This window comes from Streptomyces sp. CCM_MD2014 (assembly GCF_000772045.1).
Taxonomy (GTDB): Bacteria; Actinomycetota; Actinomycetes; order Streptomycetales; family Streptomycetaceae; genus Streptomyces; species Streptomyces salinarius.
On the sequence record NZ_CP009754.1, the window covers coordinates 7,195,117 to 7,218,776 of the forward strand.

Sequence of the window (23,660 nt, forward strand, 5' to 3'; positions counted from 1 at the left end):
GCGGCGCTTCGGGCGGACGCGGTGGTGCGCCCGGGGTGCGCCGCCGTTGCGCCGGTGGCGCACCGGTGTCCTCAGGGCGCCGACTGCCGCCCCGCCGGGTCCGGCTCCCGGAACGCCGTGCCGTCCGCCGCCGACCACACCAGGGCCGCCGGGAGCAGGACCGCCGCGCCCAGCAGGCTCATGAAGCCCGCGGCGCTCGCCGCCGACAGGGGCCCCAGGTGCGAGGCGTGGAACAGGAGGTGGGCGACGGAGGAGACCAGGTAGGCGGTCAGCGCCGTGAGCACCAGGCGGCGTTCCATCGTCGCCGCCGCCGCGCACAGCACCACGGCGAGCGCGAGGGACGCGCCGCCGAAGTCCCGGAGCAGGTGCTCGTTGTAGGGCGGCAGGTGCGACACCCAGGGCCACTTCCAGAACAGCTCCGGCAGCAGCAGGACCCACAGCCCCAGCAGCACCTGGCTGCCCGCGAGCACTCCCAGCCCCGCCCGCAGCCACGCCCGTCTGCTCATCCGCGCCGCCCGCCCTCCCCGCCGCCGAACCGCCCCGTCAGATACTCCTCGAACGTGCGCCTGCCGACCGCGTGCCCGGGCGCGAGATGCCCGCCCGCGCGGAAGGCGTGGTAAGTCTTCCCCGCCAGCGGCACGTTCACCACGGCCCGCCGGCGTCCCGTCGCGCCCAGGTAGGCGCGGGCCAGCGACTCGACGGTGCGCACCTCGGGGCCTCCCATGTCCGCCACCCGGCCCGCGGGTCCGCCCCGGGCCAGTTCCGCGAGCCGGTCCGCGACCTCCGCCGCTTCCACCGGCTGGTCGGAGGCATGGGCGGGCAGCACCACGACCGGCAGCCCGGCCAGGGCCCCGAGCACCCGCACCACCAGGTCGTGGAACTGGGTCGCCCGCAGCACCGTCCACCCGAGGCCCGACTCCTCCACCAGCTTCTCGACCGCGAGCTTGGTCCGGTAGTAGCCGAGCGGCACCCGGTCGACGCCGACGATCGAGATGAAGACCAGGTGGGTCACCCCGGCCCGCCGCGCCGCCGCGACCAGGTTCGCGGCCGACCGCTCGTCCCCGCCGCGCTGCGTGGTCGCACAGTGCACGACCGTGTCGACCCCGGCGAGTGCCGTCTCCAGGCCGTCGCCGCCCTCGCGGAGGTCGACGGCGTACGGCTCGCTGTGCCGGCTGAGCACCCGCACGTCGTGCCCGTCGGCACGCAGCCGTTGCGTCACGAGCCGGCCGAGCGTGCCGGTGCCGCCGGTCACCAGGATCGTGGTCATGCGATGTAGCCCCCTGCCGGACGTGGGCGTGTCGTTCGCCCATCACACCGTGGCGCAGCCCGAAGGGCAACGCACCCCGCCCATGCCCGGCAGGGCGCGTTGGGGGGACCCGGCGGCGGGCAAGGGCCTTCGTCACCGCCGCCGGGTCCGTTTCGGGTGGGGGTCAGCAGGCGCCGAGGTCCTGCCAGACACCCCATTCACCGGTGGTTCCGGGCTCCTCGCCCTTCGTCCACCACTTGGACTTCCACGTGTGCCCGTGGTGCGACACGGTGGTGCCACCGCCGTACGACGCGGCCGCGTCCCAGGCCGGGGCCGCGCACTGCCCGGTGCCGTCCGTCGGGCTGGGGCCGGGGGTCGGGGACTGGGTGTCGGTGGGTGTGGGCGTCGGCGACTGCGTGCCCGGGTCCACCACCGTCGTGCCCCGGGCGAGGTCGCCGGCCAGGGCGTACGTCGTGCCGTCGATCGTCACCGTCCAGTTCGACGGGGTCGACACGGGCAGGTAGTAGTTGAACGCCAGGTCGACGGTCGCGCCCGGCGCGAGCGACTGCCACGCCGGCAGCTTCGTCGACACTCGGTGGAAGTCACCCTTCAGACCGCCGGCGTTGCCGCCCGTGTGGTCGCTGCTGATGACCTTGGTCCCGAAACCGGACTGGTCGGAGGCGTTCCCCGGGGCCGAGGTCCCGTAGTCGAACTGGAACTCCGTGCCGCCCGGCAGCGCGGTCTTGGTGCGGTTCGTGATCCGCAGCTTGGGCGTGATCGGGTAGTTGGAGTCGCCCAGCTTGAAGTCCGTGAACTCCACGTCCACGTTCACGGCTTCCGCCGGCAGGTCCGCGTTCGACTTCTTCGCGCCGTACGGAGCGGCCGACTTGAACGTGTCGTACATCAGCGAGGTGAGGGTGTCGCCCATCTCGTACTGGCCCTTGGCGGCGTTCCAGCCGTAGTCGCCGGCCAGCTCCCAGATCATCGCGCCGCCGATGCCGCGGTCCGCCACGTAGTCGGCCTTGGCCCCGACCGACTGCTCGTCCTCGGTGGACAGGAAGACCTTCTTCTCGGCGTTCCACAGCCAGGGCGCGACCAGCGTCGCGTCGTACTTGCGGGCGTAGGTGCCCGTCAGCTTCGTGTCCGCCGGGAAGCCGTAGTCGGTGACGTAGTCGCCGACGATGCCCTTCTCCAGGTTCTTGGCGTGCCACATCGGGTTGGAGCCCGCCGGGGACTCCTTGCCGTTGGTGTCGAGGTCGTGCCAGAGGTTGTCGATGCCGACGGCGCCGTCCCCGCACTTGGTCAGGCCGGAGCCCGCCGGGCAGGCGGACGCGGCGGCCTTGCCCCACAGGCCGTCGGTGCCGCCCTGGACGTTCTTGTGGCCGCGGGTGTAGTACGGCAGCCCGATGTTGATGCGGCCGGCCGGCATCGAGCCCCGGAAGTAGTGGTAGGCCCAGTCGGTGTTGAGGTAGCCGATGCCGCCGTACTGGGCGCTGCCGTAGACGCCCGCAGCGGCCAGTTCGGCGTCCTTGCCGTCGTCGAAGAGCGAGGCGTTCGGGCCGACGTACTCGTTCCAGGCGCCGTGCAGGTCGTACGACATGATGTTGACGTAGTCCAGGTACTTCTGGACCTGGAAGGTCTCCATGCCGCGCAGCAGGTACCCCGAGGACGGCGCGGCCACGGACAGCAGATAGTGCCGGCCGTCCGCGGCGCCCGCGCGGTCGAGCTTCTCGCGCAGCGTCTTCATCAGCGCCGCGTAGCCCTTGACCAGCCCGGCCCGGCGGCCGTTCGCGAAGGACCAGTCGAGCGGGTTGCCCGCGTCCTTCATCGTCGTCGGGTACTCGTAGTCGATGTCGACGCCGTTGAAGCCGTACTTCCGGACGAAGTCGACCGCCGAGTCGGCGAAGGTGTCGATGCCGGCCTGGTTGACCGAGCCGTCGGCGTTGGTGGCCATCGAGTAGAAGCCGCCGGAGTCCACACGCGAGCCGTCGTCGGCGAAGTAGCCGCCCGTCTCGGCCCAGCCGCCCACCGAGATCATCGTCTTGACGTCCGGGTGCTGCTTCTTGAACTTGTTGAGCAGGTTGAAGTGGCCCTTGTAGGGCAGGTCCGGGTCCATCTCGGCGCCCGCGACCCCGGGCCAGGTCATGCCGGTGGCCGCGTTCTTCTCGCCGTCCGAGCCGACGGAGAGCCTGTTGCCGCCGTCGACGTGGGCGAAGGCGTAGTTGATGTGGGTGATCTTGTCCCACGGGATGTCCGAGGCGAGGTAGGCCGGCTTGCCGTCCTTGCCCGTGCGCCAGCCGGTGAAGTAGCCGATCACCCGGCGCGGGTGGTCGGCGCCCATCTTCTCCCGGCCCGCGGAGTCGTAGACCGAGCAGTAGGGGACGTCGGCACCGGGCGTTTGGTACAGGCCGTCGGGGCGGCAGGACTCCTGGCCGGCGGCCTGGGAGGCGGTCGCCGGGAGGCCGGCGAGCAGCAGGCCGGCGACGGCGGCCGCCGCCGCGAACAGGGCCGGCCCGGCTCTGTGGCGGGATCTGGAGCGTGAGGGGGAAGGCACAGTCGGTTCCTCTCCACGGAAGTTGCGCAGACAGTAGAGAGGACTAGACCAGTGAGTCAATAGGTATGGACCAATCTCAAGGCGACGGCGCGGCCGCCCAGTTGGCGCCATCCCAGACCGGCGATGACCACCCTGTGAGCCACTCCACACACTCCGTTCGCATGAAGGCGGATCAGGCGTGGCACACTGGCCCTGTACCAGAAGCAGCGCACTCCGGGGTCGGTGAAAGTCCGAACCGGCGGTTACAGTCCGCGACCCGGTCGCCTCCAGCGACCGGTTGACCAGGTGAAATTCCTGGACCGACGGTTAAAGTCCGGATGGGAGGCAGTGCGCGGCGGGCGAGCACACGTGCGCGCCGCCGATCTCTGGGGCACGTCCGTCACGGGCGGGCCCCGTCCGGCGTCGTCGCTCCCGGTGTTCCCGCCCGTCCCTTCTGTCGTTCGTCGACAGCCCCGGAGTCCGTGCCCGAAGAGGCAGGAGGACCCGGGAAGTGTTCACCGGAATCGTCGAAGAGCTGGGCGAGATCACCGCCGTCGAGACCCTCGACGACGCCTGTCGCTTCCGCCTGCGCGGCCCCGCGGTCACCGAAGGAGCCCGCCACGGCGACTCCATCGCCGTCAACGGCGTCTGCCTCACCGTCGTCGACCACGAGGGCGACGAGTTCACCGCCGACGTGATGGCCGAGACGCTGAACCGCTCCAGCCTCGGCGTCCTCGCCGTCGGCTCCCGCGTCAACCTGGAGCGCCCCACCGCCGTCGGCGCCCGGCTCGGCGGTCACATCGTGCAGGGCCACGTCGACGGCACCGGCGAGATCCTGGAGCGCAAGCCCTCCGAGCACTGGGAGATCGTCAAGATCTCCCTGCCCGCCGACCTCGCCCGCTACGTCGTGGAGAAGGGCTCCATCACCGTCGACGGCATCAGCCTCACCGTCGTCGACGCGGGACCCGACTTCTTCACCGTGAGCCTCATCCCGACCACCCTCGCGCTGACCACGCTCGGCATCAAGCAGCCCGGCGACCCGGTCAACCTCGAGGTCGACGTCATCGCCAAGTACGTCGAGCGGCTGCTCGGCACCCAGGGGGGCACCCGGTGAACTGGCTCAACTCCGAGGCGTTCACGCTCTTCGACCAGCACATCAAGTGGTCGGACATGATCGGCAACGTGATCGGTCTGCTCGGCCTCGCCCTCGGCTGGCGACGCTCGATCTGGACCTGGCCCGTGCAGTTCGTCTCCGGGCTCGTCCTCTTCGCGGCCTTCGCCACCGCCCACCTCTCCGGCAGCGCCGGCAAGCAGATCGTCGTCATGGTCGTCGCCGCCTGGGGCTTCTGGCAGTGGAACCGCGGCCGGCGGCAGACCCAGGACGGCTCCGTCGCCGTACGGTTCGCCACCTGGCGCGAACGCGGCGCCCTCGTCGCCGCGGCCGCCGTCGGCACCCTCGCGGTGGGCGCCCTGTTCACCGCCTACCCCACCCTGTCCTGGGACCCCTGGCCGGACGCGTACATCTTCGTCGGCACCGTCGTCGCCATGTACGCCCAGGCGCGCGGCATGGTCGAGTTCTGGTTCGCCTGGCTGCTGGTCGACCTCGTCGGCGTCCCGCTGAACTTCGCCAACGGCTTCGCCTTCTCCGGCTTCGTCTACGTCCTCTACGGCGCGCTCGTCCTGTGGGGCCTGCGCGACTGGTGGCTGCGCTCGCGCAACGCGGCCCGCCCCCTCCCGGAAGGAGCGCCCGCATGAGCACGGCACCCATCCTCTACAGCCCGGACGGCATCGACGACCTCTCCCTCGACCCGGTCGAGCGGGCGGTCGCGGACATCGCCGCCGGCCGGCCCGTGGTGGTCGTCGACGACGAGAACCGCGAGAACGAGGGCGACCTCGTCATCGCCGCCGAGAAGGCGACCGAGGAGATCGTCGCCTTCATGATGAGCGAGTGCCGCGGCCTGATCTGCGCGCCGATGGAGGGCGAGGAACTGGACCGGCTGCGCTTGCCGCAGATGGTCGCCGACAACACCGAGTCGATGAAGACCGCCTTCACCGTCTCCGTGGACGCCACCGCCGCCCACGGCGTCAGCACCGGCATCTCCGCCGCCGACCGCGCCACCACCCTCCGGCTCCTGGCCGGCGGCACCGCCGAGCCGACCGATCTGGTCCGCCCCGGTCACGTCTTCCCGCTGCGCGCCCGGCCCGGCGGTGTCCTCGTCCGCAACGGCCACACCGAGGCCGCCGTCGACCTCGCCCGCCTCGCGGGCCTGCGCCCGGCCGGCGCCATCGTGGAGATCGCCGGAGAGGACGGGCGCATGCTGCGGCTGCCCGAGCTGATCCCCTTCGCCCGCAAGCACGGCCTGACGATCATCTCCATCGAGGACCTGATCGCCTACCGGCGCAGCGAGGAACCCACGGTCCGCCGCGAGGCCGAGGTCCGGCTGCCCACGAAGCACGGCGAGTTCACGGCGTACGGCTACCGCTCCACCGTCGACGGCGTCGAGCACATCGCCCTCGTGCACGGCGAGATCGGCGACGGGAAGGACGTCCTGGTCCGCCTCCACTCCGAGTGCCTCACCGGCGACGTCTTCGGATCCCAGCGCTGCGACTGCGGCCCCCAGCTCGACGCCTCCCTGGACCGCATCCAGGCCGAGGGCAGGGGAGTGGTCGTCTACCTGCGCGGTCACGAGGGACGCGGCATCGGCCTGATGTCCAAGCTGCGCGCCTACGAACTCCAGGAGCGCGGCCGCGACACCCTCGACGCCAACCTGGAACTCGGCCTGCCCGCCGACGCCCGCGACTACGGCGCCGGGGCCCGGATCCTCGCCGACCTCGGCGTGCGCGCGGTCCGCCTCATGACCAACAACCCGGACAAGAGCGACGCCCTCGAACGGCACGGCGTCACGGTCACCGGCCGCGAACCGATGCCCGTCCAGGCGGGCGAGCACAACCTCCGCTACCTGCGCACCAAGCGGGACCGGATGGGACACGACCTGCCCTGGCTGGACACGACCCCCGTGTCCACCTGCGGCAACCAGTAAGCAAGCGAGACGAGGAGACACGTGAGCGGCAAGGGTGCACCGGAACTGTCCGTACGCAACGTCGGGGACCTCAGGGTCGCCGTGATCGCGTCGCAGTGGCACGACAAGGTGATGGACGGACTGGTGGACGGCGCCCTGCGCGCCCTGCGCGAGCTGGGGATCGACGAGCCGACCCTGCTCAGGGTCCCCGGCAGCTTCGAGCTCCCGGTGGTCGCCAAGGTCCTCGCGGGCCGCGGCTACGACGCGATCGTCGCCCTCGGCGTCGTCATCCGGGGCGGCACCCCCCACTTCGACTACGTGTGCCAGGGCGTGACCCAGGGCCTGGTCCAGGTCTCCGTCGAGACCGGCGTCCCCGTCGGCTTCGGCGTCCTCACCTGCGACACGGAGGAGCAGGCCCTGGACCGGGCCGGCATCGAGGGCTCCAGCGAGGACAAGGGGCACGAGGCGGTGACCGCGGCCGTCGCCACGGCGGCCACGCTCCGCTCAGTATCCGAACCGTGGCGCTAGGCCCGCCGGGGCACGCGTAAAGTGGGGGCCATCATGTCCAAGAAGACGTTCGAGGAGCTGTTCACCGAGCTCCAGCACAAGGCAGCCCACGGCGACCCCGCCACCTCCCGCACCGCCGAACTGGTCGACAAGGGCGTCCACGCCATCGGCAAGAAGGTCGTCGAGGAGGCCGCGGAGGTCTGGATGGCCGCCGAGCACGAGGGCAAGGACGCCGCCGCCGAGGAGATCTCGCAGCTGCTGTACCACGTCCAGGTCATGATGGTCGCCCGCGGCATCACCCTGGACGACGTCTACGCCCACCTGTAAGCCCCAGCACGCCTTCTCATTCCCCTTCACGCAAAGGAAGCCGACCTCATGCTGCGCATCGCCGTCCCCAACAAGGGTTCCCTGTCAGGCCCCGCGGGGGAGATGCTGCATGAGGCCGGCTACCAGCAGCGCCGCGAGTCCAAGGAACTGAGGATCGTCGACCCGGTCAACGAGGTCGAGTTCTTCTACCTCCGCCCCCGCGACATCGCGATCTACGTCTCCTCCGGCAAGCTCGACATCGGCATCACGGGCCGCGACCTCCTGGTCGACTCCGGCGCCCACGCCGAGGAGATCCTCCCGCTCGGCTTCGCCCGCTCCACCTTCCGCTTCGCCGGCAAGCCCGGCACCGCCACCGGCATCGACGACCTCAAGGGCCGCACCGTCGCCACCTCCTACGAGGGCATCGTCGCCGCCCACCTGGCCGACCGGGGCATCGACGCCTCCGTCGTCCACCTGGACGGTGCCGTCGAGACCGCCATCGAGCTCGGCGTCGCCGAGGTCATCGCGGACGTCGTCGAGACCGGCACCTCCCTGCGCAACGCGGGCCTTGAGGTCTTCGGCGAGCCCATCATGAAGTCCGAGGCCGTCGTCGTCCGCCGCTCGGGCGCCGAGCCCGACGAGACCACCGAGCCCAAGGTCCAGCAGTTCCTGCGCCGCCTCCAGGGCGTCCTGGTGGCCCGGACGTACGTGATGATGGACTACGACTGCCGGGTGGAGCAGCTGGAGAAGGCCGTCGCCCTCACCCCCGGTCTGGAGTCCCCGACGGTGTCCCCGCTGCACAACGAGGGCTGGGTCGCCGTCCGTGCGATGGTCCCCACCGGGGAGGCCCAGCGGATCATGGACGACCTCTACGAGATCGGTGCCCGGGCCATCCTGACCACGGCCATCCACGCCTGCCGGCTCTGATCCCCCTCCCCGTCTCGGAGCACGACCCGGAGACATGCCATGCCCGACACCACGCCGGACCACCTGCCGGCCCTGCCCGTCACCTTCCGCCCGGGCCGCACCCGTGCCGTCCTGATCGTCCTCGCGGCCGTCACCTTCGTGACCGTCACGACGCTCGGGATGCTACTGGCCGGCCTCGGCCCCGGCGAGCGCCTCAGCTTCGTGCTGACCGCCCTCCTCCTGGCGGGCGTGCTGCTCCTGCTGGCCCGGCCCCGGGTCGTCGCCGACGAGACGGGCGTCACCGTCGTCAACCTGACCGCCAGGCGCAACCTCGCCTGGCCCGAGATCCTCCGGGTCAACCTCCGCCAGGGCGACCCCTGGGTCTTCCTCGACCTCAGCGACGGCACCAGCCTGCCCGCGCTCGGCATCCAGCCGGGCATCGCCAGGCAGCGCGCCCTCGCCGACGCACGCGCCCTGCGCGACCTCGTGGAGGCCCGTTCCGGTGCCCTTCCCGAGGCCCCGCGTGACTGACGCGGCGCCGCCGACCCTGCCGCGGGCACCCTTTTCGTGATTAATCTGGGAACGAGGACGCGGGCGTCGCGTCCTCGCCCCCGTCGCTCCGCCCGGTGCGCGGGGTTCCTGCTACCCGAGGAGTGACTCCCTCCGGCGATGGACGGACCGTCCTGCAGTACCTGCGTCGCCCCCTGTTGTGACACCCCACAGGCGGCGGCCTCATGACCACCCCCCTGCTGCTCCTGGCAGCCGCGTTCCTGCTGATTCTCGCCAACGGCTTCTTCGTCGCGGCCGAGTTCGGCCTGGTGACCGTAGAACGTCCCGACGCCGAACAGGCCGCCGCGGCCGGTGACCGGCGCGCCCACCGGGTCGTCGAGTCCCTGAAGGAGCTGTCCTTCCAGCTCTCCGGCACCCAGCTCGGGATCACCATCACCTCCCTCGTCGTCGGCATGCTCGCCGAACCGGCGCTCGCCCAGCTGCTCGACGGCCCCTTCACGGCGATCGGCGTCCCCGACGGCGCCGTGTCCGGTGTGTCGGTCGTCGTCGGCATGCTGCTGGCCTCGGCGGTCCAGATGGTCATCGGCGAGCTGGTGCCCAAGAACTGGGCGGTGTCCAAGCCGCTGCAGGTCGCGCGCTTCGTCGCCGGGCCCCAGCACGCCTTCGCCCGCCTCTTCCACCCGGTGATCTCCGCGCTCAACACCGTGGCCAACCGCCTGGTCCGCACGCTGGGCATCGAGCCCGCGGAGGAACTTGCCTCCGCCCGCACCCCCGGCGAACTGGTCTCCCTGGCCCGGCACTCCGCCCGGGCAGGCGCCCTGGAGCAGGACACCGCCGACCTCTTCGTACGTACCCTCTCCCTCGGCGAACTGACGGCCCAGCACGTCATGACCCCCCGCGTGAAGGTCAGCGCCCTGCACTCCTCGGCCACCGCCGAGGACGTGGTCAACCTGACCCGCGCCACCGGTCTGTCCCGCTTCCCGGTCTACCGGGAGAAGATCGACGAAATCGTCGGCATGGTCCACCTCAAGGACGCCCTCGCGGTACCCGTGCACGACCGGTTGCGCACTCCGGCCGGCCGGATCGCCCGCCCGGCGCTGCTGGTCCCCGAGACCCTGCCCGTACGACCGCTGCTCACCCGGCTGCGCAGCGAGCAGCCCATCGCGGTCGTCGTCGACGAGTACGGCGGCACCGCCGGCGTCGTCACCCTGGAGGACATCGTCGAGGAGATCGTCGGCGAGGTCCGCGACGAGCACGACGGCCTCGACGTGCCCGAACTGGCCCCCGCCCCGCCCGAGGACGGCCGGCCCGCCTGGGACGTCGACGGCAGCTGCCGCGTGGACGCCCTGCGCCGCGTCGGCCTGGACGCCCCCGAGGGACCGTACGAGACCGTGGCCGGACTCGTCGCCGACCTGCTCGGCCGCATCCCGGCCGTCGGCGACCGCGCCGAGCTGCCCGGCTGGCGGCTCTCGGTGCGCCAGGTCGGCCACTACCGCGCCGAACGGATACGCCTGGTGCGCACCGCGCCGGTCTCCGTCCTGGAGGCCGCCCGATGAGCATCCTGCAACTCCTCTTCGCCGCCCTGCTCGTGCTCGCCAACGGCTTCTTCGTCGGCGCCGAGTTCGCGCTCGTCTCCGTGCGCCGCAGCCAGATCGAACCGCTCGGCACCGCCCGCGCCCGGCAGGTGCTGTACGGCCTGGAGCGGCTGCCGCAGATGATGGCCGCCGCCCAGTTCGGCATCACCGTCTGCTCGCTGACCCTCGGCGCGGTCGCCGAGCCGACCGTCGCCCACCTGCTGGAGCCGGTCTTCGAGTGGGTCCACCTGCCGCACGGCATGATCCACCCGCTCGGCTACGTCATCGCGCTGGCCGCCGTGGTCTTCTGCCACCTGGTCATCGGCGAGATGGTCCCGAAGAACCTCGCCATGGCCGCCCCCGAGAAGGCCGCGCTGTGGCTCAGCCCCGGCCTCGTGGCGTTCGCCCGGCTGTGCAGGCCCATCACCGTGGCGCTCGGCGCCTGCGCGCAGGGCATCCTGCGGCTCTTCCGCGTCGAGCCCAAGGACGAGGTCGAGGCCGTCTTCACCAGCGAGCAGCTCAACCGCCTGGTGGAGGACGCCGGCCAGGCGGGTCTCCTCGACCCGGAGGAACAGGAACGCCTCGAGGACGCCCTGGAACTGGGCTCCCGCCCGGTGACCGACGTGCTCCTCCCGCGTGAGTCCCTGGTCACGGTCAGCCCCTCGGTCACACCGGGGGAGATCGTCGGGCTCACCGCCCGCACCGGGTACTCGCGCTTCCCGATCGCGGCGGAACAGGGTGCCTTCATGGGCTATCTGCACGTCAAGGACGTACTCGACCTGGAGGAGTCCGACCGCGCGGTTCCCCAGCACCTGTGGCGCCCGATGACCACGCTCCGGCCCGAACTCCCCCTGGACGACGCCCTCACGGTGATGCGCCGAGCGGCCACCCACCTGGCCCAGGTCACGGACGCGTCGGGCAAGGTCCTGGGCCTGGTCGCCCTGGAGGACGTCCTGGAACTCCTGGTCGGCGAGGTGAGAGACCCGGCCCACAGGGACAGAGAGGTAACCCTGGCCACGTAGCACCGCCGTTGCCGCCGCTGCGGGCAGTCGTGCCTCCGCCACCCGGTGCCTGAAGGCCTGGGAGGTGCCTCCAGGGCGGCACGGGTGGGCGCAGCGGCGCCCCGCCACGCCGGGCCGCGCACCCACCCGCCCCCGCACCGAGGCGCGGCTCCTACACGGCCGACGGCCCCCCTGGGCCCCGCCCCGACAACACTTCCCCGTACGCCTGCATCAGATCCGGCAGCCGCAACGTCGCCAGATCGTCCCGGCTCAACACCCCCGGACACACGGACAACCGCAGATCCCGGTACGCACAGCTCTTCTCGTACAGCGTCCGCAGGAACCGCCCGTTCCCCAACTCGTCGATCCACCCCTGATCCACCACGTGCCCGGCGATCGACCGCAGCTCGTCCAGGGCCTCCTCGTCCCACACGTCCCCGTTCTCCGCCGCGAGCACCTCCCCGATCGAGGTCAGTTCCAGCGGCCGGTACGAGGGAAAGTCCACTCGCGTCGTGAAGCGTGACGACAGACCGGGATTGGCACCCAGCAACCGGTCCATGCCCTCCGGATAGCCGGCCAGGATCACCACCAGGTGGTCCCGGTTGTCCTCCGCCCGCTTCAGCAGCACCTGCAGCGCCTCGTCGCCGTACGCGTCGCCCTTGCCGTACCCGGAGTTGGACAGCGAGTACGCCTCGTCCACGAAGAGCACGCCGCCGAGCGCGGAGTCGATCAGCTCGTTGGCCTTCACCGCGGTCTGGCCCAGGTACTCGCCGACCAGATCGGCCCGCTGTGCCTCCACGAGGTGGTCGCCGCCGAGCAGTCCGAGAGCGTAGAAGACGCGGCCCAGGATGCGGGCCACGGTGGTCTTCCCGGTGCCGGAGGGGCCGGAGAAGACGAAGTGACGTTTGGGCGGCTGCACGGGCAGGCCCTGCCCGGCCCGCAGCCGTGCCATGTTCAACTGCGCGGACAACGCCTTGACCTGCCGTTTCACCGGTTCGAGGCCCACCATTCGCTCCAGCTCCGCGAGCGCCTCCTCCAGCAGTGCGGGATCGGTGGGTCCGGTGGGCAGGGACGGGTCCGGCCCACCCGCCCTCTCGCGGACCGACGCTCCGCCGAGTGGCGGCAGCGGGGCGGACAGCGGGGGCTCGGGGGCGGAGAGCTTCACGCCGCGCTCCTCGGTGCCGAAGAGGGGGTCGAGTCCGTCCAGGCCGTCCGTTCCCGCACCGGCCTGCGCGAGCCCCGCGAGGTCGGTCGGATCGTCGTAGTCGTCGCCCTCGGCGATCGCGGCCAGCCGGGCCGAGGTGTCCATGAAGGCGGGGTCGACGCGGTGCACCGCCCGGTACAGCGGGAGCGCGGCGGCGCTGCGCCCGGTGCCCTCGTGGGCCCGCGCCAGCCAGTAGCGCAGCTCCTTGCGCTGCGGCTGCTCGCTGCGGCACCGCATCAGGGCCGCCGACAGCAGCGGCTCGGCCTGCCCGAACATCTCCAGGCGGACCCGGGCCATGCCGCTGAACAGACCGGCCTCGATGCCCAGTAACGGGTCGCCGAGCAGCGGGTCGGTGTGCCGGACGAGCTGTTCCCAGTCCTTGACGAGATACGCACGGCAGGCGTGCAGGAAGCGGACCTGGGGGTCGGAGTCCACCGGCGGCAGCCCGGCCAGCGCCCGGTCCAGCTCCGGGACGTGCCGGCCGTCCAGCCAGTGCGAGGCGTGCGCCAGCAGCAGATCGCGCGGGTTCTCCAGCACCGGCTGCACCCACCAGCCCAGCCAGTACCAGGAGTTGAGCATCCGGCGATGACGGGCCCGCTGCTCGCCGAAGCGGTCGCGGTTGCGGAACATTCGCAGGAGCGCGTTCGTGGTGTCGACGCGCAACGCGTGCAGTCCCAGCCAGCCGTCGGCCATCGTGGGATCGATCCGCACCGCCGTCCGGAACTCCTCCTCCGCCTGCGGGTAGGCCCCCATGGTGTAGGCGTCCACGCCGCGCAGCCAGGCGAGTTCGGCCGGGGCCTGTGGGCCCTGCGTGCCGAAGTCCATCACGTCCCCCACCTACCGTGCCCCCGTCGGTAAGCCGCCGAGCCGTCGCCCGTCGGCCGCCTCGGTCAACGGCTTTGCCGTGGACCGGAGTTGCAGGTGCGTGCGGCAATCTCCGGTAGCTCGCACCGAGGGCATCGTACCCGCGGCGGTCTTTCCTCCGAAGGGTGCGGGAGGGGCCGTTCCACGAGGTCGGAGGGGTGGGAGCACACGGCCCGTCGGTCACCGAGGGTGAGCGTTCGGCGTCGCGGAGGAGCCGGAGAACGCGCTCAGGGCAGAACGAAGCCCCCGATCACGGGGGAACAACCGGGGGCTTCGCGTCTGCCGGCGGCTTCGAACTGCCGCACATTCAGAACGTAAGACCTGTACGGCCCCCGGGTCAAGCGAAGTTGGGGCACGTCGGCGGGTTGCGGGGGCGTGATCTTCACGGGTTCAACACATCGCGGATGGCCCGTCACTTTAAGTGAGGAAGTGGGCTCCGGTGGAGGTTCCCGCAGGCCCCGGCAGCACCTCGTACCCCTGTTCGCGCTGTCGCACCAGAAGGTGCGCGAAGGGGCGTGAGGGGTCCTCGGCGAAGTGCCGGCGCTCGGCCGGGATCCATCCCTCCCAGAACGTCCGCTGCTCCGCTCCGTCGCGCGCCCGTCCGCGCTCCCACGCCCGCTCGCGGGGTACGTCCATCCAGAGCAGCCCGGCCAGGTGCGGCCGCAGTGCCGCCCGGCCCGCTCCGACACCCTCGACGAGGATCACCGGAGCGGGGGGCAGCGGGCGTGGCGCCCCGAAACGCCGGGTCCGCCAGTCGTACGGCGTGTAGTGCGCCGTCTCACCGTGTCGCAGGGGCTCGATCACCTGGCGGAGCAGTCGCCCGGTCCAGTCGAACAGCTCGTCGTGACTGGCGATGTCGTCGAGGTGCAGCACCGGCGCGCCGCCCAGCCCGGCCGCCAGCCGTCCGGCGAACGTGGACTTCCCGGACCCGGCGTGTCCGTCGACGCCGATCAGGCGCACGGGCCCGCAGGAGGGGGGAAGCCGGCGGAGCCGGGCTGCTAGATCGAGGATGGCGGATCCCGTGGACAGGAGGGCGGAGGCGGTCACCCGCACTCTAACCACCCCACGCCCCCGGCCCCCGCGCCCAGATGCCGCGCCCCCCGCCCCGCCACTGGTCGACACCAATATTGGTGGCGTGGCGTGCGTGGAAGTGCTGGCAGGACCGGGCGCCTGCGGCCATAGTTGGCGCACGAACGTGCAACGACGGACCCGCCCGACCCGGACACCTGGGGGTCTCCCGCCCATGAGCAGAGTCGAACAGCCGTCCCGCAGGACCCTCCTGGCCGCGGCCGTCGCGGCGGCCGCCGTGGCGGGCGGCGCGATCCCGGCCACCGCCCAGGCCGCGCCCGCCGCGGGCACCGGCGGAGGCGCCACGGGCCCCGGCCGGGCCGCCTCCCGGCGACCGGTCGACTACCACGCCTGGACCACGTTCCGGGACTGGCGGCAAGGGAGCGCCCGGGGGGTCCGCCCCGTCGCGGGCACCCGCCCAGGCGTCGTGATCGGCGCCCCGGCCGGCACCACCGACTACACGGACCCGCACACCGGCACCACCGCCGCCTGGGAGTACGCGACCTGGACCTCGCCCGTCCACCGGCTCGCGGTGCCCTCGACGGAGGTCATCGCCTCCTGGAACGCGCACACGCCGAGCGGCACCTGGATCCAGGTCGAGCTGAAGGGCACCTACTCCGACGGCACGGACACGCCCTGGTACGTGATGGGCCGCTGGACGGCCGGCGACGGCGAGCAGGACATCAGGCGGACCTCGGTAGACGACCAGAGCGACGGCAGAAGCAGCATCTGGACCGACACGTTCTCGATCGACGACGCCTCCACCGGCCTGCGTCTTGCCTCCTACCGGCTCCGGCTCACCCTCCACCGCCGTCCCGGCACGCACAGCACGCCCACCGTCTGGCGGCTCGGCGCGATGGGCTCCGACATCCCCGACCGCTTCACCGTCCCGGCCTCCACCCCGCGCCACGCCGGGGAACTGCGCGTCCCGCGCTACTCGCAGGAGATCCACAAGGGCCAGTACCCCGAGTACGACAACGGCGGCGAGGCCTGGTGCAGCCCCACCTCCTCGCAGATGATCATCGAGTACTGGGGCGGCCGTCTCACCGAGGAACAGCTCGCCTGGGTCGACCCCTCCTACCCCGACCCGCAGGTCTGCCACGCCGCCCGGTACACGTACGACAACCAGTACGAGGGCTGCGGCAACTGGCCCTTCAACGCCGCCTACGCCGCCACGTTCAAGGGCCTCCAGGGCGTGGTCACCCGCCTCGGCTCCCTCGCCGACCTGGAGACGCTGATCGCGGCCGGCATCCCGGCCATCACGTCCCAGTCGTTCCTGGAGGAGGAGCTGACCGGGTCGGGCTACGGCACCTCGGGCCACCTGATGACCGTGATCGGCTTCACCGCCGACGGCGACGTGATCGCCAACGACCCGGCCTCGGACGACAACGACGCCGTGCGCCGCGTCTACAAGCGGCGCGAGTGGGAGAACATCTGGCTCAGGACCAAGCGGTACAACGCCAGTGGCAAGGTCGTCTCCGGCACCGGCGGCGTCTGCTACCTGTACTTCCCGGCCCACCCGAGCCCGCGTCAGCGCAAGGCCCTCGCGGCGGTGGGCGTGCGCTGACCGGCCCCGCTGTGACCAAGCTCTCGGCCGCAAAAGCCGCTCACGGTGGCAAGGTGGACACCGTGAGCGGGGGGACTCCGCCCAACCCGAAGCCCGAGACCAGCGAGAAGCCATGACCGCACACACCGCAGCCGCCACCCGTGTCCGTACCGGCGGCCCCAAGGAAGACGGCCCGAAGATCCTCGAACACGTCATGGGCTGGACCCTCGTCGTAGTGGTCGCGATGCTCGTCGTTCAGCTGGGCCTTCTGTGACGTGACCCGCGGACCGTCTGCGACGTGACCCGGGTGTGACCTGCCCCACGACCCGACCTGCCATACTGCGGATGTCCCGCCGCCCGTAGGAGACCAGGGTCGAAATTGAATATCAGTCAACAACGTGCCGACGCCCGTCCCCGGGCGCGCGGCACCGAGCGCTCGGCTGCGCGCCGCGCCGAACTCATCGCCATCGGGCGGAGGTTGTTCGCCGACACGTCGTACGACGCGCTCTCGATGGACGACATCGCCCGTCAGGCGCATGTCGCCAAGGGGCTGATCTACTACTACTTCCAGTCCAAGCGGGGCTACTACCTGGCGATCGTCCAGGACTCCGTCGCCGACCTCGTCACCACCGCGGCACGCGGCACCGAACTGCCGCAGGTGGACCGCGTCCAGCGCACCATCGACGGCTATCTGCGCTACGCCGAACACAACCAGGCCGCCTACCGCACCATCGTCAGCGGCGGCGTCGGCTTCGACGCCGAGGTGCACGCCATCCGGGACGGGGTGCGCGAGGCGATCGTCGTCACCATCGCCGAAGGGGCGTACGGGCGCTCGGACATCGGGCCGCTCGCCCGCATGGGCCTGCTCGCCTGGGTGTGCAGCGTCGAGGGCGCCACCCTGGACTGGATCGGCCGGCCGGAACTGCCCCGCGAGACCATGCGCGAGCTGCTGGTGAAGTCGCTGGGCGGCACGCTGCGCGCCATCGAGGAACTGGACCCCGCCTACCCGGCCCCGGCGCCGGCCCGCCGCGACGAATCCTGACGCCGACGCCCGGACGACGCGTGACGGAGGGGTGGAGACCCGAGCCGGTCTCCGCCCCTCCGCCCCCCGTTGCGTGCCGGGTGGTTCAGTCGATCGCCTTGATCAGCTCACCGTTGGCGGTGTCGCCGCTCAGCTCCCAGAAGAACGTGCCGCCGAGGCCCTGTTCGTTCTTGTAGGCCATCTTGGTCGCGATGGTCTGCGGGGTGTCGTAACTCCACCAGTCGTCACCGCACTTGGCGTACGCGGTGCCGCCCACGGTTCCGGTCGCCGGGCAGCTGGTCTTGAGCACCTTGTAGTCCTCGATGCCGTTCTCGTACGTGCCCTTCGCCGGGCCGGTCGCGGTGCCGCCCGGTTCCGTCTGGGTGACGCCCGTCCAGCCGCGCCCGTAGAAGCCGAGCCCGAGCAGGAGCTTCGACGACGGGATACCGAGCCCCTTGAGCTTCGCGATCGTCGCCGAGGTGTGGAAACCCTCCTTCGGGATGCCGGAGTACGAGGTCAGCGGCGAGTGCGGGGCGGTCGGCCCGGTGGCGTCCCACGCGCCGAAGAAGTCGTACGTCATCGGGTTGTACCAGTCGACGTACTGGGCGGCGCCCGCGTAGTCCGCCGCGTCGATCTTGCCGCCGGAGGTGGCGTCGGCCGTGATCGCCGCCGTGACCAGGTAGTCCTGGCCGAACTTGGCGCGCAGGGCGCCCATCAGCTTCGGGAAGGCCTCGCGTCCGCTGGTGTCGCAGGTCAGGCCGCATGCGTTCGGGTACTCCCAGTCGATGTCGATGCCGTCGAAGACGTCGGCCCACTGGGAGTTCTCGACCAGGTCGTAGCAGGACTGGGCGAACGCCTCCGGGTTCTGCGCGGCCTGCGCGAAGCCGCCGGACCAGGTCCAGCCGCCGAAGGACCACAGGATCTTGAGGTCGGGGTGCTTCTTCTTCAGCTTGAGCAGCTGGTTGAAGTTGCCGCGCAGCGGCTGGTCCCAGGTGTCGGCGACGCCGTCGACGGACTCGGCCGCGGTGTAGGCCCGGTCGGTCGCCGCGTAGGCGTCGCCCATGGCGCACTTTCCGCCGGTGACGTTGCCGAACGAGTAGTTGATGTGGGTGAGTTCGCCGGCGGAGCCCGACGACTCGATGTTCTTGACGTGGTAGTCGCGGTCGTAGACGCCCCATTCGGTGAAGTAGCCGACGACCTTGGACCCGGCCGCGGCCTGGGCGGCGGGTGCCCCGGCGGTCGCCGTGGCCGGACCGGCGCCGGCCAGCAGCCCGGCGCCCAGGGCGGCGGTGCACAGGGCGGAGAGCAGCGTCCGGAGGGGGCGGACGCGGGGGAGGTGCGGGACGTGCATCGGGTGTCTCCTCGTGGGGGGAAGAGGGAACGCGCGCCGATTGGCATGAACGCGGTAAGGCGTTCGGTTCGTCACCGTAGGAGGACTAGACCAGTACGGTCAATGGTTCGGACCATTCTCGACGCCGGAAGCCGGAAATCCCGGCCCTCCGGGCGCGGCGCGGGCCATTCTCCGAATTCTTCGAGTAAGCGGTCGTTAACTGGTGACTCCGTGCCTCCGATCGGGCATACTCACAGCGCACAGCCGCTGGTCAGCCGCTTCCGCGACCCGGGAGTGCGAGCATCGGCCAGGCCCGAACGACCCGGCGGAGCCGCCTCCACCCAAGGCGCACGTCCGCCGATGTGCCCGACAGGGAGGAGAGCGTCGCCATGCCCGACCGCGCCCCGCAGCAGGTGGACCGGCAACTGCCCACGGACGAGGCACGGGATCTGATCTCGCTCGTCCGCGACATCGCGCAGCGTGAGATCGCCCCGAGCGCGGCCGAGGGGGAGGACGCCGGACGCTTCCCGCGCGAGGTCTTCACCCTCCTGTCCGAATCCGGCCTTCTCGGACTGCCCTACGACGCCGAGTTCGGCGGCGGCGAGCAGCCCTACGAGGTCTACCTCCAGGTCCTCGAGGAACTCGCCGCGGCCCGGCTCACCGTCGGCCTCGGAGCCAGCGTGCACACGCTCGCCTCCTACGCGCTCGCGACCTACGGCACCAAGGAGCAGCAGACCGAGCACCTGCCCGCCATGCTGGGCGGCGGCCTGCTCGGCGCCTACTGCCTCTCCGAACCCGCCTCCGGCTCCGACGCCGCCTCGCTGCGCACCAGGGCCGTGCGCGACGGCGACGACTGGGTGATCACCGGCACCAAGGCGTGGATCACGCACGGCGGCGTCGCCGACTTCTACACCGTGATGGCGCGCACGGGCGAGGAGGGACCGCGCGGCATCACCGCCTTCCTGGTGCCCGGTGACGCCGAGGGCCTGAGCGCCGCGGTGCCCGAGAAGAAGATGGGACTCAAGGGCTCGCCCACGGCGCAGGTCCACCTGGACGGGGTGCGGGTCCCCGACGCCCGGCGCATCGGCGAGGAGGGGCAGGGCTTCGCGATCGCCCTGTCCGCGCTCGAATCCGGCCGGCTCGGCATCGCCGCCTGTGCGATCGGTGTGGCCCAGGCGGCGCTGGACGAGGCGGTGTCCTACGCGGCCGAGCGGCGGCAGTTCGGCAAGCCGATCGCCGACTTCCAGGGGCTGCGCTTCATGCTCGCCGACATGGCGACGCAGATCGAGGCCGGCCGTGCGCTGTACCTGACCGCGGCCCGGCTGCGCGACGCCGGACGTCCGTTCGCCAAGCAGGCCGCCATGGCCAAGCTGCACTGCACCGACACGGCGATGCGGGTCACCACCGACGCCGTGCAGATCCTCGGCGGGTACGGCTACACCGCCGACTTCCCGGCGGAGCGGTACATGCGCGAGGCCAAGGTGCTGCAGATCGTCGAGGGCACCAACCAGATCCAGCGGATGGTCATCGCCCGTCACCTCGCGGGTCCCGAGGAGCGGTGAGGCCGGCGGCGACGGTGAAGTCGCCGCCGACCCGGAAGTCGCCGGTGGTGAAGAAGTCACCCGTGGCGAAGAAGTCGCCGAGCCCGCGCGGGGGTTCCGCGAGCCTCACCCACTCCGGGTCGTGGCGCCCCGGCAGGGTGCGGCCGCCGTCGGCCCAGGCCCGCATCAGCTCGCGGTAGATCGGCGGGTCCGGGATCTGCGGGGCCGGGGGAACCGGTCCCGCGGGCACCGGTACGAACACGCGGCGCCGACTCCCGGTCGACGAGTACGTGGGGGTCATACCCGGGCAACGCGTCGCAGTGCGGACAGGTCACCGGCGGGCGTATTCGAGCGTGAGTTCGCGGGCGTCCACGGGCATGTGCCGCTTTCCGCCACGGTCCTGACGCCCCGTCGGCCGCCCCTGCGATCAGGGGGTCGGGCCACGGTCCCGAACGGGGCGTCCGGACGCCTCAGGCCGCTTCGCGCCGCATCGTCGGCATCCGCATCGGGCGCGAGCCCGGACCGCCGACGTGGGAGAAGGGCTGGGTCCGCCAGTCGAGGCCCCGGGGGAGCGTCAACAGCAGGGCGGTGTCCTGCTCGTGCGGCTGGAACGACTCGTCCGCCGGGCGCGCCTCGGTGGCCCGGCGGCCGGTGCCGGCGCAGACCGTGAGCCCGAACGGGTTCCACGGCGAGGCGCACAGCGCGTGCTCCGGCAGCGTCTCCTCGTCCGCCAGCAGTGCGATGGGCTGCGCGCAGTCCGGGCAGATCACCCGGTACATCTCGAAGGTGTCGTAGGCGTCGAGTTCCTCGTCCTCGAAGGCGTCCGGTTCGACGCCCTCCGATACGGGCTCGACGACCGGCTGCTGCCGCTTGGACGCGGTACGACCAGGGCGCTTAAGACTCTGCATGGGATCTCCCCCTCGGGCTGGGCCGTGACGGCACTGCGGCCTCGACCACAGCAAGCACTTCCCGTCCCCCCTCCGGGGTAATCACGAGAACATTACGGAGAACGTTCAACCAGTGTGGTCTTCGTCACATGCCGCTCGCAGATGCCCCCTGCGGCGGGTTTGTCCCCGCTCGGCTCGCGTCCGGCGCCCCGTCGGATCACGAACGGGGCATGACCTGGGCCGCTCGGCTATCCGAGGAGATCAACCGCACTGTAGGTTCTTGCGCCATGGAGGAGCTGGACCGACAGATCGTGCAGCTGCTCGTCAAGGACGGGCGGATGAGCTACACCGACCTGGGCAAGGCCACGGGCCTGTCCACGTCGGCCGTGCACCAGCGGGTGCGGCGGCTGGAACAGCGTGGCGTCATCCGCGGTTACGCCGCGGTCGTCGACCCGGAGGCCGTCGGGCTGCCGATGACCGCCTTCATCTCGGTGAAACCGTTCGACCCCAGCGCCCCCGACGACATCGCGGACCGCCTCGCCGGCGTCCCCGAGATCGAGGCCTGCCACAGCGTCGCGGGCGACGAGAACTACATCCTCAAGGTCCGGGTGGCCACCCCGCACGAGCTGGAGGAACTGCTCGCGCGCGTCCGCTCCCTCGCCGGTGTCTCCACCCGCACCACCGTCGTCCTCTCGACCCCCTACGAGTCACGGCCGCCGCGGATCTGACCGGCCCCGCGAGACGGCGCCGGGCGACGCCGGCCACCCGCGCCGCCCCGGCTGCCGGGCGGCGTCCGTGAGGGGCGAGACTGGTGTCCATGAGTGAGTCCACCACCCCGTCCTCGACCGTCCTGCTGCGCCGCGGCGAGGTCCACAGTCCCGCCGACCCCTTCGCCACGGCCATGGTCGTCGAACGCGGCCAGGTCGCCTGGGTCGGCTCGGAGGGCGCCGCGGACGCCTTCGCGGACGGGGTCGACGAGGTGATCGACCTGGACGGCGCCCTCGTCACCCCGGCGTTCACCGACGCACACGTGCACACCACCGCCACGGGCCTCGCGCTCACCGGCCTGGACCTGTCCGGCGCCCCGACCCGCGAGGCGGCCCTCGCCCTCGTACGGGACTTCGCCGCCGCCCGCCCGGACGACCGGGTGCTCCTCGGGCACGGCTGGGACGCCGCCCGCTGGCCCGACGGGCAGCCCCCGACGCGTGCCGAACTGGACGCGGCCACCGGCGGCCGCCCCCTCTACCTCAGCCGTATCGACGTCCACTCGGCCGTCGTCACCACCGCGCTGCTGGACCTGGCGCCCGGTGGCCTCGCCCGCGGCGACGGCCCGCTCACCGGCGACGACCACCACGCCGTACGCGCCGCCGCCCTCGGGGCCGTCACCCCGGCCCAGCGCGCCGGCGCCCAGCGCGCCGCCCTCGCGCACGCCGCCTCCCTCGGCATCGGAACCGTTCACGAATGCGCAGGCCCGGAGATCTCCTCCGAAGACGACCTGACCGGCCTGCTGCGCCTCTCGGCCGAGGAGCCCGGGCCGCGGGTCATCGGCTACTGGGCCGAGCAGGACGTCGACAAGGCGCGGGAACTGGGCGCCGTCGGCGCCGCCGGCGACCTCTTCGTCGACGGCTCCCTCGGCTCGCACACCGCCTGCCTGCACCAGCCCTACGCCGACGCCGGACACACCGGCACCGCCCACCTGGACGCCTCCGCAGTGGCCGCGCACGTCGTCGCCTGCACCGAGGCGGGCCTCCAGGCGGGCTTCCACGCCATCGGCGACGCCGCCGTGACCGCCGTCGTGGAGGGAGTGCGCGCCGCCGCCGACAAGGTGGGCCTCGCCCGCGTCCGCGCCGCCCGCCACCGGATCGAGCATGCCGAGATGCTCACCCCGGAGACCGTCGCGGCCTTCGCCGAACTGGGCCTGACCGCCTCGGTCCAGCCCGCCTTCGACGCGCTCTGGGGCGGCGAGGACGGCATGTACGCACAGCGCCTGGGCACCGAGCGGGCCCGCACGCTCAACCCCTACGCGGCCCTGCTGCGCGCCGGCGTGCCGCTCGCCTTCGGCTCCGACAGCCCCGTCACACCCCTCGACCCGTGGGGCACGGTCCGGGCCGCCGCCTTCCACCGCACTCCGGAGCACCGGGTCTCCGTCCGCGCCGCGTTCACGGCGCACACGCGCGGCGGCTGGCGGGCGATCGGCCGCGACGACGCGGGCGTCCTGGTGCCGGGCGTGCCCGCGGACTACGCCGTGTGGCGTACCGGCGACCTCGTGGTCCAGGCCCCCGACGACCGGGTCGCGCGCTGGTCGACCGACCCGCGCTCGGGCACGCCCGGCCTGCCCGACCTCACCCCCGGCCGGGACCTGCCCGTCTGCCTGCGTACCGTGGTCGGCGGCCGGACCGTCTTCGTACAGCCGGGCGAGTGATCTCCACGGCCGACGGGGCGATGATCTTCGCAGGGCCACGACCTGCTTCGCCGCCGGGCTGACCTGCGCATTGATGGAAAAGGCGCAGGTCGAACGACTGTTGACAGGCGGCGGCGGGGGGCCGGTAGGTTCGGCGGAGTCCACCACCGGACGCCCGACCGGGGAATCTTCCGC

At 72.0% G+C, this 23,660-nt stretch carries 23 protein-coding genes and 1 riboswitch; of the genes, 15 read left to right on the top strand and 8 right to left on the bottom strand.

All coding sequences use genetic code 11. The annotated features are described in order from the left end of the window. Positions 1 to 71 precede the first annotated feature (71 nt). The 3 genes from NI25_RS32105 to NI25_RS32115 all read right to left on the bottom strand — a co-directional run bounded on the left by NI25_RS32105 (position 72) and on the right by NI25_RS32115 (position 3,800). Positions 72 to 506: a hypothetical protein gene (locus tag NI25_RS32105; protein WP_228956095.1), complete on the bottom strand. Its 435-nt coding sequence runs from the start codon at positions 504 to 506 to the stop codon at positions 72 to 74. Continuing rightward, positions 503 to 1,267 (bottom strand): SDR family oxidoreductase, encoded by a 765-nt coding sequence (locus NI25_RS32110; RefSeq protein WP_061445806.1) that lies wholly within the window; start codon positions 1,265 to 1,267, stop codon positions 503 to 505. Before NI25_RS32110 ends, NI25_RS32105 begins: the two co-directional genes overlap by 4 nt. Positions 1,268 to 1,430: 163 nt before the next feature. After that, positions 1,431 to 3,800, bottom strand: a complete 2,370-nt coding sequence (locus tag NI25_RS32115) for a chitinase C-terminal domain-containing protein (RefSeq protein ID WP_061445807.1) — start codon at positions 3,798 to 3,800, stop codon at positions 1,431 to 1,433. 204 nt (positions 3,801 to 4,004) lie between these two features. After that, a riboswitch (FMN riboswitch) is annotated at positions 4,005 to 4,135 on the top strand. A 155-nt stretch (positions 4,136 to 4,290) separates the two neighbouring features. Here NI25_RS32115 and NI25_RS32120 point away from each other — a divergent pair. The 9 genes from NI25_RS32120 (at position 4,291) to NI25_RS32160 (ending at position 11,624) form a co-directional block, all read left to right on the top strand. Beyond that, entirely contained in the window at positions 4,291 to 4,893 is a 603-nt protein-coding gene (locus tag NI25_RS32120) for a riboflavin synthase (protein ID WP_061445808.1), read from the top strand. Next, complete coding sequence (locus NI25_RS32125; RefSeq protein WP_061445809.1) at positions 4,890 to 5,534, top strand: nicotinamide mononucleotide transporter family protein; 645 nt, start codon at positions 4,890 to 4,892, stop codon at positions 5,532 to 5,534. The genes NI25_RS32120 and NI25_RS32125 overlap by 4 nt, the downstream gene beginning before the upstream one ends. Continuing rightward, a complete protein-coding gene (locus NI25_RS32130) occupies positions 5,531 to 6,820 on the top strand; it encodes a bifunctional 3,4-dihydroxy-2-butanone-4-phosphate synthase/GTP cyclohydrolase II (protein WP_061445810.1) in 1,290 nt (429 codons plus the stop codon). The genes NI25_RS32125 and NI25_RS32130 overlap by 4 nt, the downstream gene beginning before the upstream one ends. 21 nt (positions 6,821 to 6,841) lie before the next feature. Then, positions 6,842 to 7,327: a 6,7-dimethyl-8-ribityllumazine synthase gene (gene ribH / locus NI25_RS32135; protein WP_052837924.1), complete on the top strand. Its 486-nt coding sequence runs from the start codon at positions 6,842 to 6,844 to the stop codon at positions 7,325 to 7,327. Positions 7,328 to 7,360: 33 nt separating this feature from the next. Beyond that, on the top strand, positions 7,361 to 7,633 hold the full coding sequence (locus NI25_RS32140) for a phosphoribosyl-ATP diphosphatase (protein ID WP_061445811.1): 273 nt from the start codon (positions 7,361 to 7,363) through the stop codon (positions 7,631 to 7,633). A 48-nt stretch (positions 7,634 to 7,681) separates the two neighbouring features. Then, the gene (gene hisG / locus NI25_RS32145; RefSeq protein WP_061445812.1) at positions 7,682 to 8,539 is read left to right on the top strand and encodes an ATP phosphoribosyltransferase; all 858 of its coding nucleotides are present in this window, start codon (positions 7,682 to 7,684) and stop codon (positions 8,537 to 8,539) included. A 39-nt stretch (positions 8,540 to 8,578) separates the two neighbouring features. Continuing rightward, on the top strand, positions 8,579 to 9,049 hold the full coding sequence (locus tag NI25_RS32150; protein ID WP_061445813.1) for a PH domain-containing protein: 471 nt from the start codon (positions 8,579 to 8,581) through the stop codon (positions 9,047 to 9,049). Positions 9,050 to 9,252: 203 nt separating this feature from the next. Further along, positions 9,253 to 10,584 (top strand): hemolysin family protein, encoded by a 1,332-nt coding sequence (locus NI25_RS32155; protein ID WP_061445814.1) that lies wholly within the window; start codon positions 9,253 to 9,255, stop codon positions 10,582 to 10,584. Next, positions 10,581 to 11,624 (top strand): hemolysin family protein, encoded by a 1,044-nt coding sequence (locus NI25_RS32160; RefSeq protein ID WP_061445815.1) that lies wholly within the window; start codon positions 10,581 to 10,583, stop codon positions 11,622 to 11,624. Before NI25_RS32155 ends, NI25_RS32160 begins: the two co-directional genes overlap by 4 nt. A 151-nt stretch (positions 11,625 to 11,775) precedes the next feature. Here the strand turns inward: NI25_RS32160 and NI25_RS32165 are convergent, their stop codons facing one another. Both NI25_RS32165 and NI25_RS32170 read right to left on the bottom strand, forming a co-directional pair. Next, entirely contained in the window at positions 11,776 to 13,632 is a 1,857-nt protein-coding gene (locus NI25_RS32165; RefSeq protein WP_061445816.1) for an AAA family ATPase, read from the bottom strand. A 456-nt stretch (positions 13,633 to 14,088) separates the two neighbouring features. Beyond that, entirely contained in the window at positions 14,089 to 14,718 is a 630-nt protein-coding gene (locus NI25_RS32170) for a uridine kinase family protein (RefSeq protein WP_233520792.1), read from the bottom strand. Positions 14,719 to 14,914: 196 nt separating this feature from the next. On the opposite strand from NI25_RS32170, the gene NI25_RS32175 reads away from it, so the two are divergent. From NI25_RS32175 to NI25_RS32180, 3 genes are all read left to right on the top strand, one after another. Then, entirely contained in the window at positions 14,915 to 16,306 is a 1,392-nt protein-coding gene (locus NI25_RS32175) for a peptidase C39 family protein (RefSeq protein WP_061445817.1), read from the top strand. 112 nt (positions 16,307 to 16,418) lie between these two features. Beyond that, entirely contained in the window at positions 16,419 to 16,559 is a 141-nt protein-coding gene (locus NI25_RS38950; RefSeq protein WP_107071923.1) for an SCO1431 family membrane protein, read from the top strand. 105 nt (positions 16,560 to 16,664) lie between these two features. Then, positions 16,665 to 17,327 (top strand): TetR/AcrR family transcriptional regulator, encoded by a 663-nt coding sequence (locus NI25_RS32180; RefSeq protein ID WP_061445818.1) that lies wholly within the window; start codon positions 16,665 to 16,667, stop codon positions 17,325 to 17,327. 85 nt (positions 17,328 to 17,412) lie between these two features. On the opposite strand, the gene NI25_RS32185 is transcribed toward NI25_RS32180, so the two are convergent. After that, positions 17,413 to 18,657, bottom strand: coding sequence for a glycoside hydrolase family 18 protein (locus NI25_RS32185; protein ID WP_061445819.1), 1,245 nt, complete (start codon positions 18,655 to 18,657; stop codon positions 17,413 to 17,415). Positions 18,658 to 19,025: 368 nt separating this feature from the next. On the opposite strand from NI25_RS32185, the gene NI25_RS32190 reads away from it, so the two are divergent. Next, positions 19,026 to 20,198, top strand: coding sequence for an acyl-CoA dehydrogenase family protein (locus NI25_RS32190; RefSeq protein WP_061445820.1), 1,173 nt, complete (start codon positions 19,026 to 19,028; stop codon positions 20,196 to 20,198). Here NI25_RS32190 and NI25_RS32195 read toward each other — a convergent pair. Continuing rightward, positions 20,161 to 20,478 (bottom strand): hypothetical protein, encoded by a 318-nt coding sequence (locus NI25_RS32195; RefSeq protein ID WP_061445821.1) that lies wholly within the window; start codon positions 20,476 to 20,478, stop codon positions 20,161 to 20,163. The two genes, NI25_RS32190 and NI25_RS32195, sit on opposite strands and share 38 nt — an antisense overlap. Positions 20,479 to 20,647: 169 nt before the next feature. Beyond that, positions 20,648 to 21,085: a hypothetical protein gene (locus tag NI25_RS32200; protein WP_061445822.1), complete on the bottom strand. Its 438-nt coding sequence runs from the start codon at positions 21,083 to 21,085 to the stop codon at positions 20,648 to 20,650. Positions 21,086 to 21,351: 266 nt separating this feature from the next. On the opposite strand from NI25_RS32200, the gene NI25_RS32205 reads away from it, so the two are divergent. Together NI25_RS32205 and NI25_RS32210 are read left to right on the top strand one after the other, a co-directional pair. Then, complete coding sequence (locus tag NI25_RS32205) at positions 21,352 to 21,792, top strand: Lrp/AsnC family transcriptional regulator (RefSeq protein WP_019983923.1); 441 nt, start codon at positions 21,352 to 21,354, stop codon at positions 21,790 to 21,792. An 89-nt stretch (positions 21,793 to 21,881) separates the two neighbouring features. Further along, positions 21,882 to 23,486 carry an amidohydrolase gene (locus NI25_RS32210; protein ID WP_061447183.1) on the top strand — a complete coding sequence of 535 codons (1,605 nt, stop codon included), beginning with the start codon at positions 21,882 to 21,884 and terminating at the stop codon, positions 23,484 to 23,486. The last annotated feature ends 174 nt before the right edge of the window (positions 23,487 to 23,660 follow it).

Bases quoted from the DNA above. Each gene is read 5' to 3' on its own strand.
- NI25_RS32150 (WP_061445813.1), top strand. From the start codon at position 8,579: ATGCCCGACACCACGCCGGACCACCTGCCGGCCCTGCCCGTCACCTTC.
- NI25_RS32165 (WP_061445816.1), bottom strand. From the start codon at position 13,632: ATGGACTTCGGCACGCAGGGCCCACAGGCCCCGGCCGAACTCGCCTGG.
- NI25_RS32200 (WP_061445822.1), bottom strand. From the start codon at position 21,085: ATGCAGAGTCTTAAGCGCCCTGGTCGTACCGCGTCCAAGCGGCAGCAG.
- NI25_RS32130 (WP_061445810.1), top strand. From the start codon at position 5,531: ATGAGCACGGCACCCATCCTCTACAGCCCGGACGGCATCGACGACCTC.
- NI25_RS32160 (WP_061445815.1), top strand. From the start codon at position 10,581: ATGAGCATCCTGCAACTCCTCTTCGCCGCCCTGCTCGTGCTCGCCAAC.
- NI25_RS32155 (WP_061445814.1), top strand. From the start codon at position 9,253: ATGACCACCCCCCTGCTGCTCCTGGCAGCCGCGTTCCTGCTGATTCTC.
- NI25_RS32195 (WP_061445821.1), bottom strand. From the start codon at position 20,478: ATGACCCCCACGTACTCGTCGACCGGGAGTCGGCGCCGCGTGTTCGTA.
- NI25_RS32205 (WP_019983923.1), top strand. From the start codon at position 21,352: ATGGAGGAGCTGGACCGACAGATCGTGCAGCTGCTCGTCAAGGACGGG.
- NI25_RS32175 (WP_061445817.1), top strand. From the start codon at position 14,915: ATGAGCAGAGTCGAACAGCCGTCCCGCAGGACCCTCCTGGCCGCGGCC.
- NI25_RS32185 (WP_061445819.1), bottom strand. From the start codon at position 18,657: ATGCACGTCCCGCACCTCCCCCGCGTCCGCCCCCTCCGGACGCTGCTC.
- NI25_RS32190 (WP_061445820.1), top strand. From the start codon at position 19,026: ATGCCCGACCGCGCCCCGCAGCAGGTGGACCGGCAACTGCCCACGGAC.
- hisG (WP_061445812.1), top strand. From the start codon at position 7,682: ATGCTGCGCATCGCCGTCCCCAACAAGGGTTCCCTGTCAGGCCCCGCG.
- NI25_RS32140 (WP_061445811.1), top strand. From the start codon at position 7,361: ATGTCCAAGAAGACGTTCGAGGAGCTGTTCACCGAGCTCCAGCACAAG.
- NI25_RS32110 (WP_061445806.1), bottom strand. From the start codon at position 1,267: ATGACCACGATCCTGGTGACCGGCGGCACCGGCACGCTCGGCCGGCTC.
- NI25_RS38950 (WP_107071923.1), top strand. From the start codon at position 16,419: ATGACCGCACACACCGCAGCCGCCACCCGTGTCCGTACCGGCGGCCCC.
- NI25_RS32210 (WP_061447183.1), top strand. From the start codon at position 21,882: ATGAGTGAGTCCACCACCCCGTCCTCGACCGTCCTGCTGCGCCGCGGC.
- NI25_RS32105 (WP_228956095.1), bottom strand. From the start codon at position 506: ATGAGCAGACGGGCGTGGCTGCGGGCGGGGCTGGGAGTGCTCGCGGGC.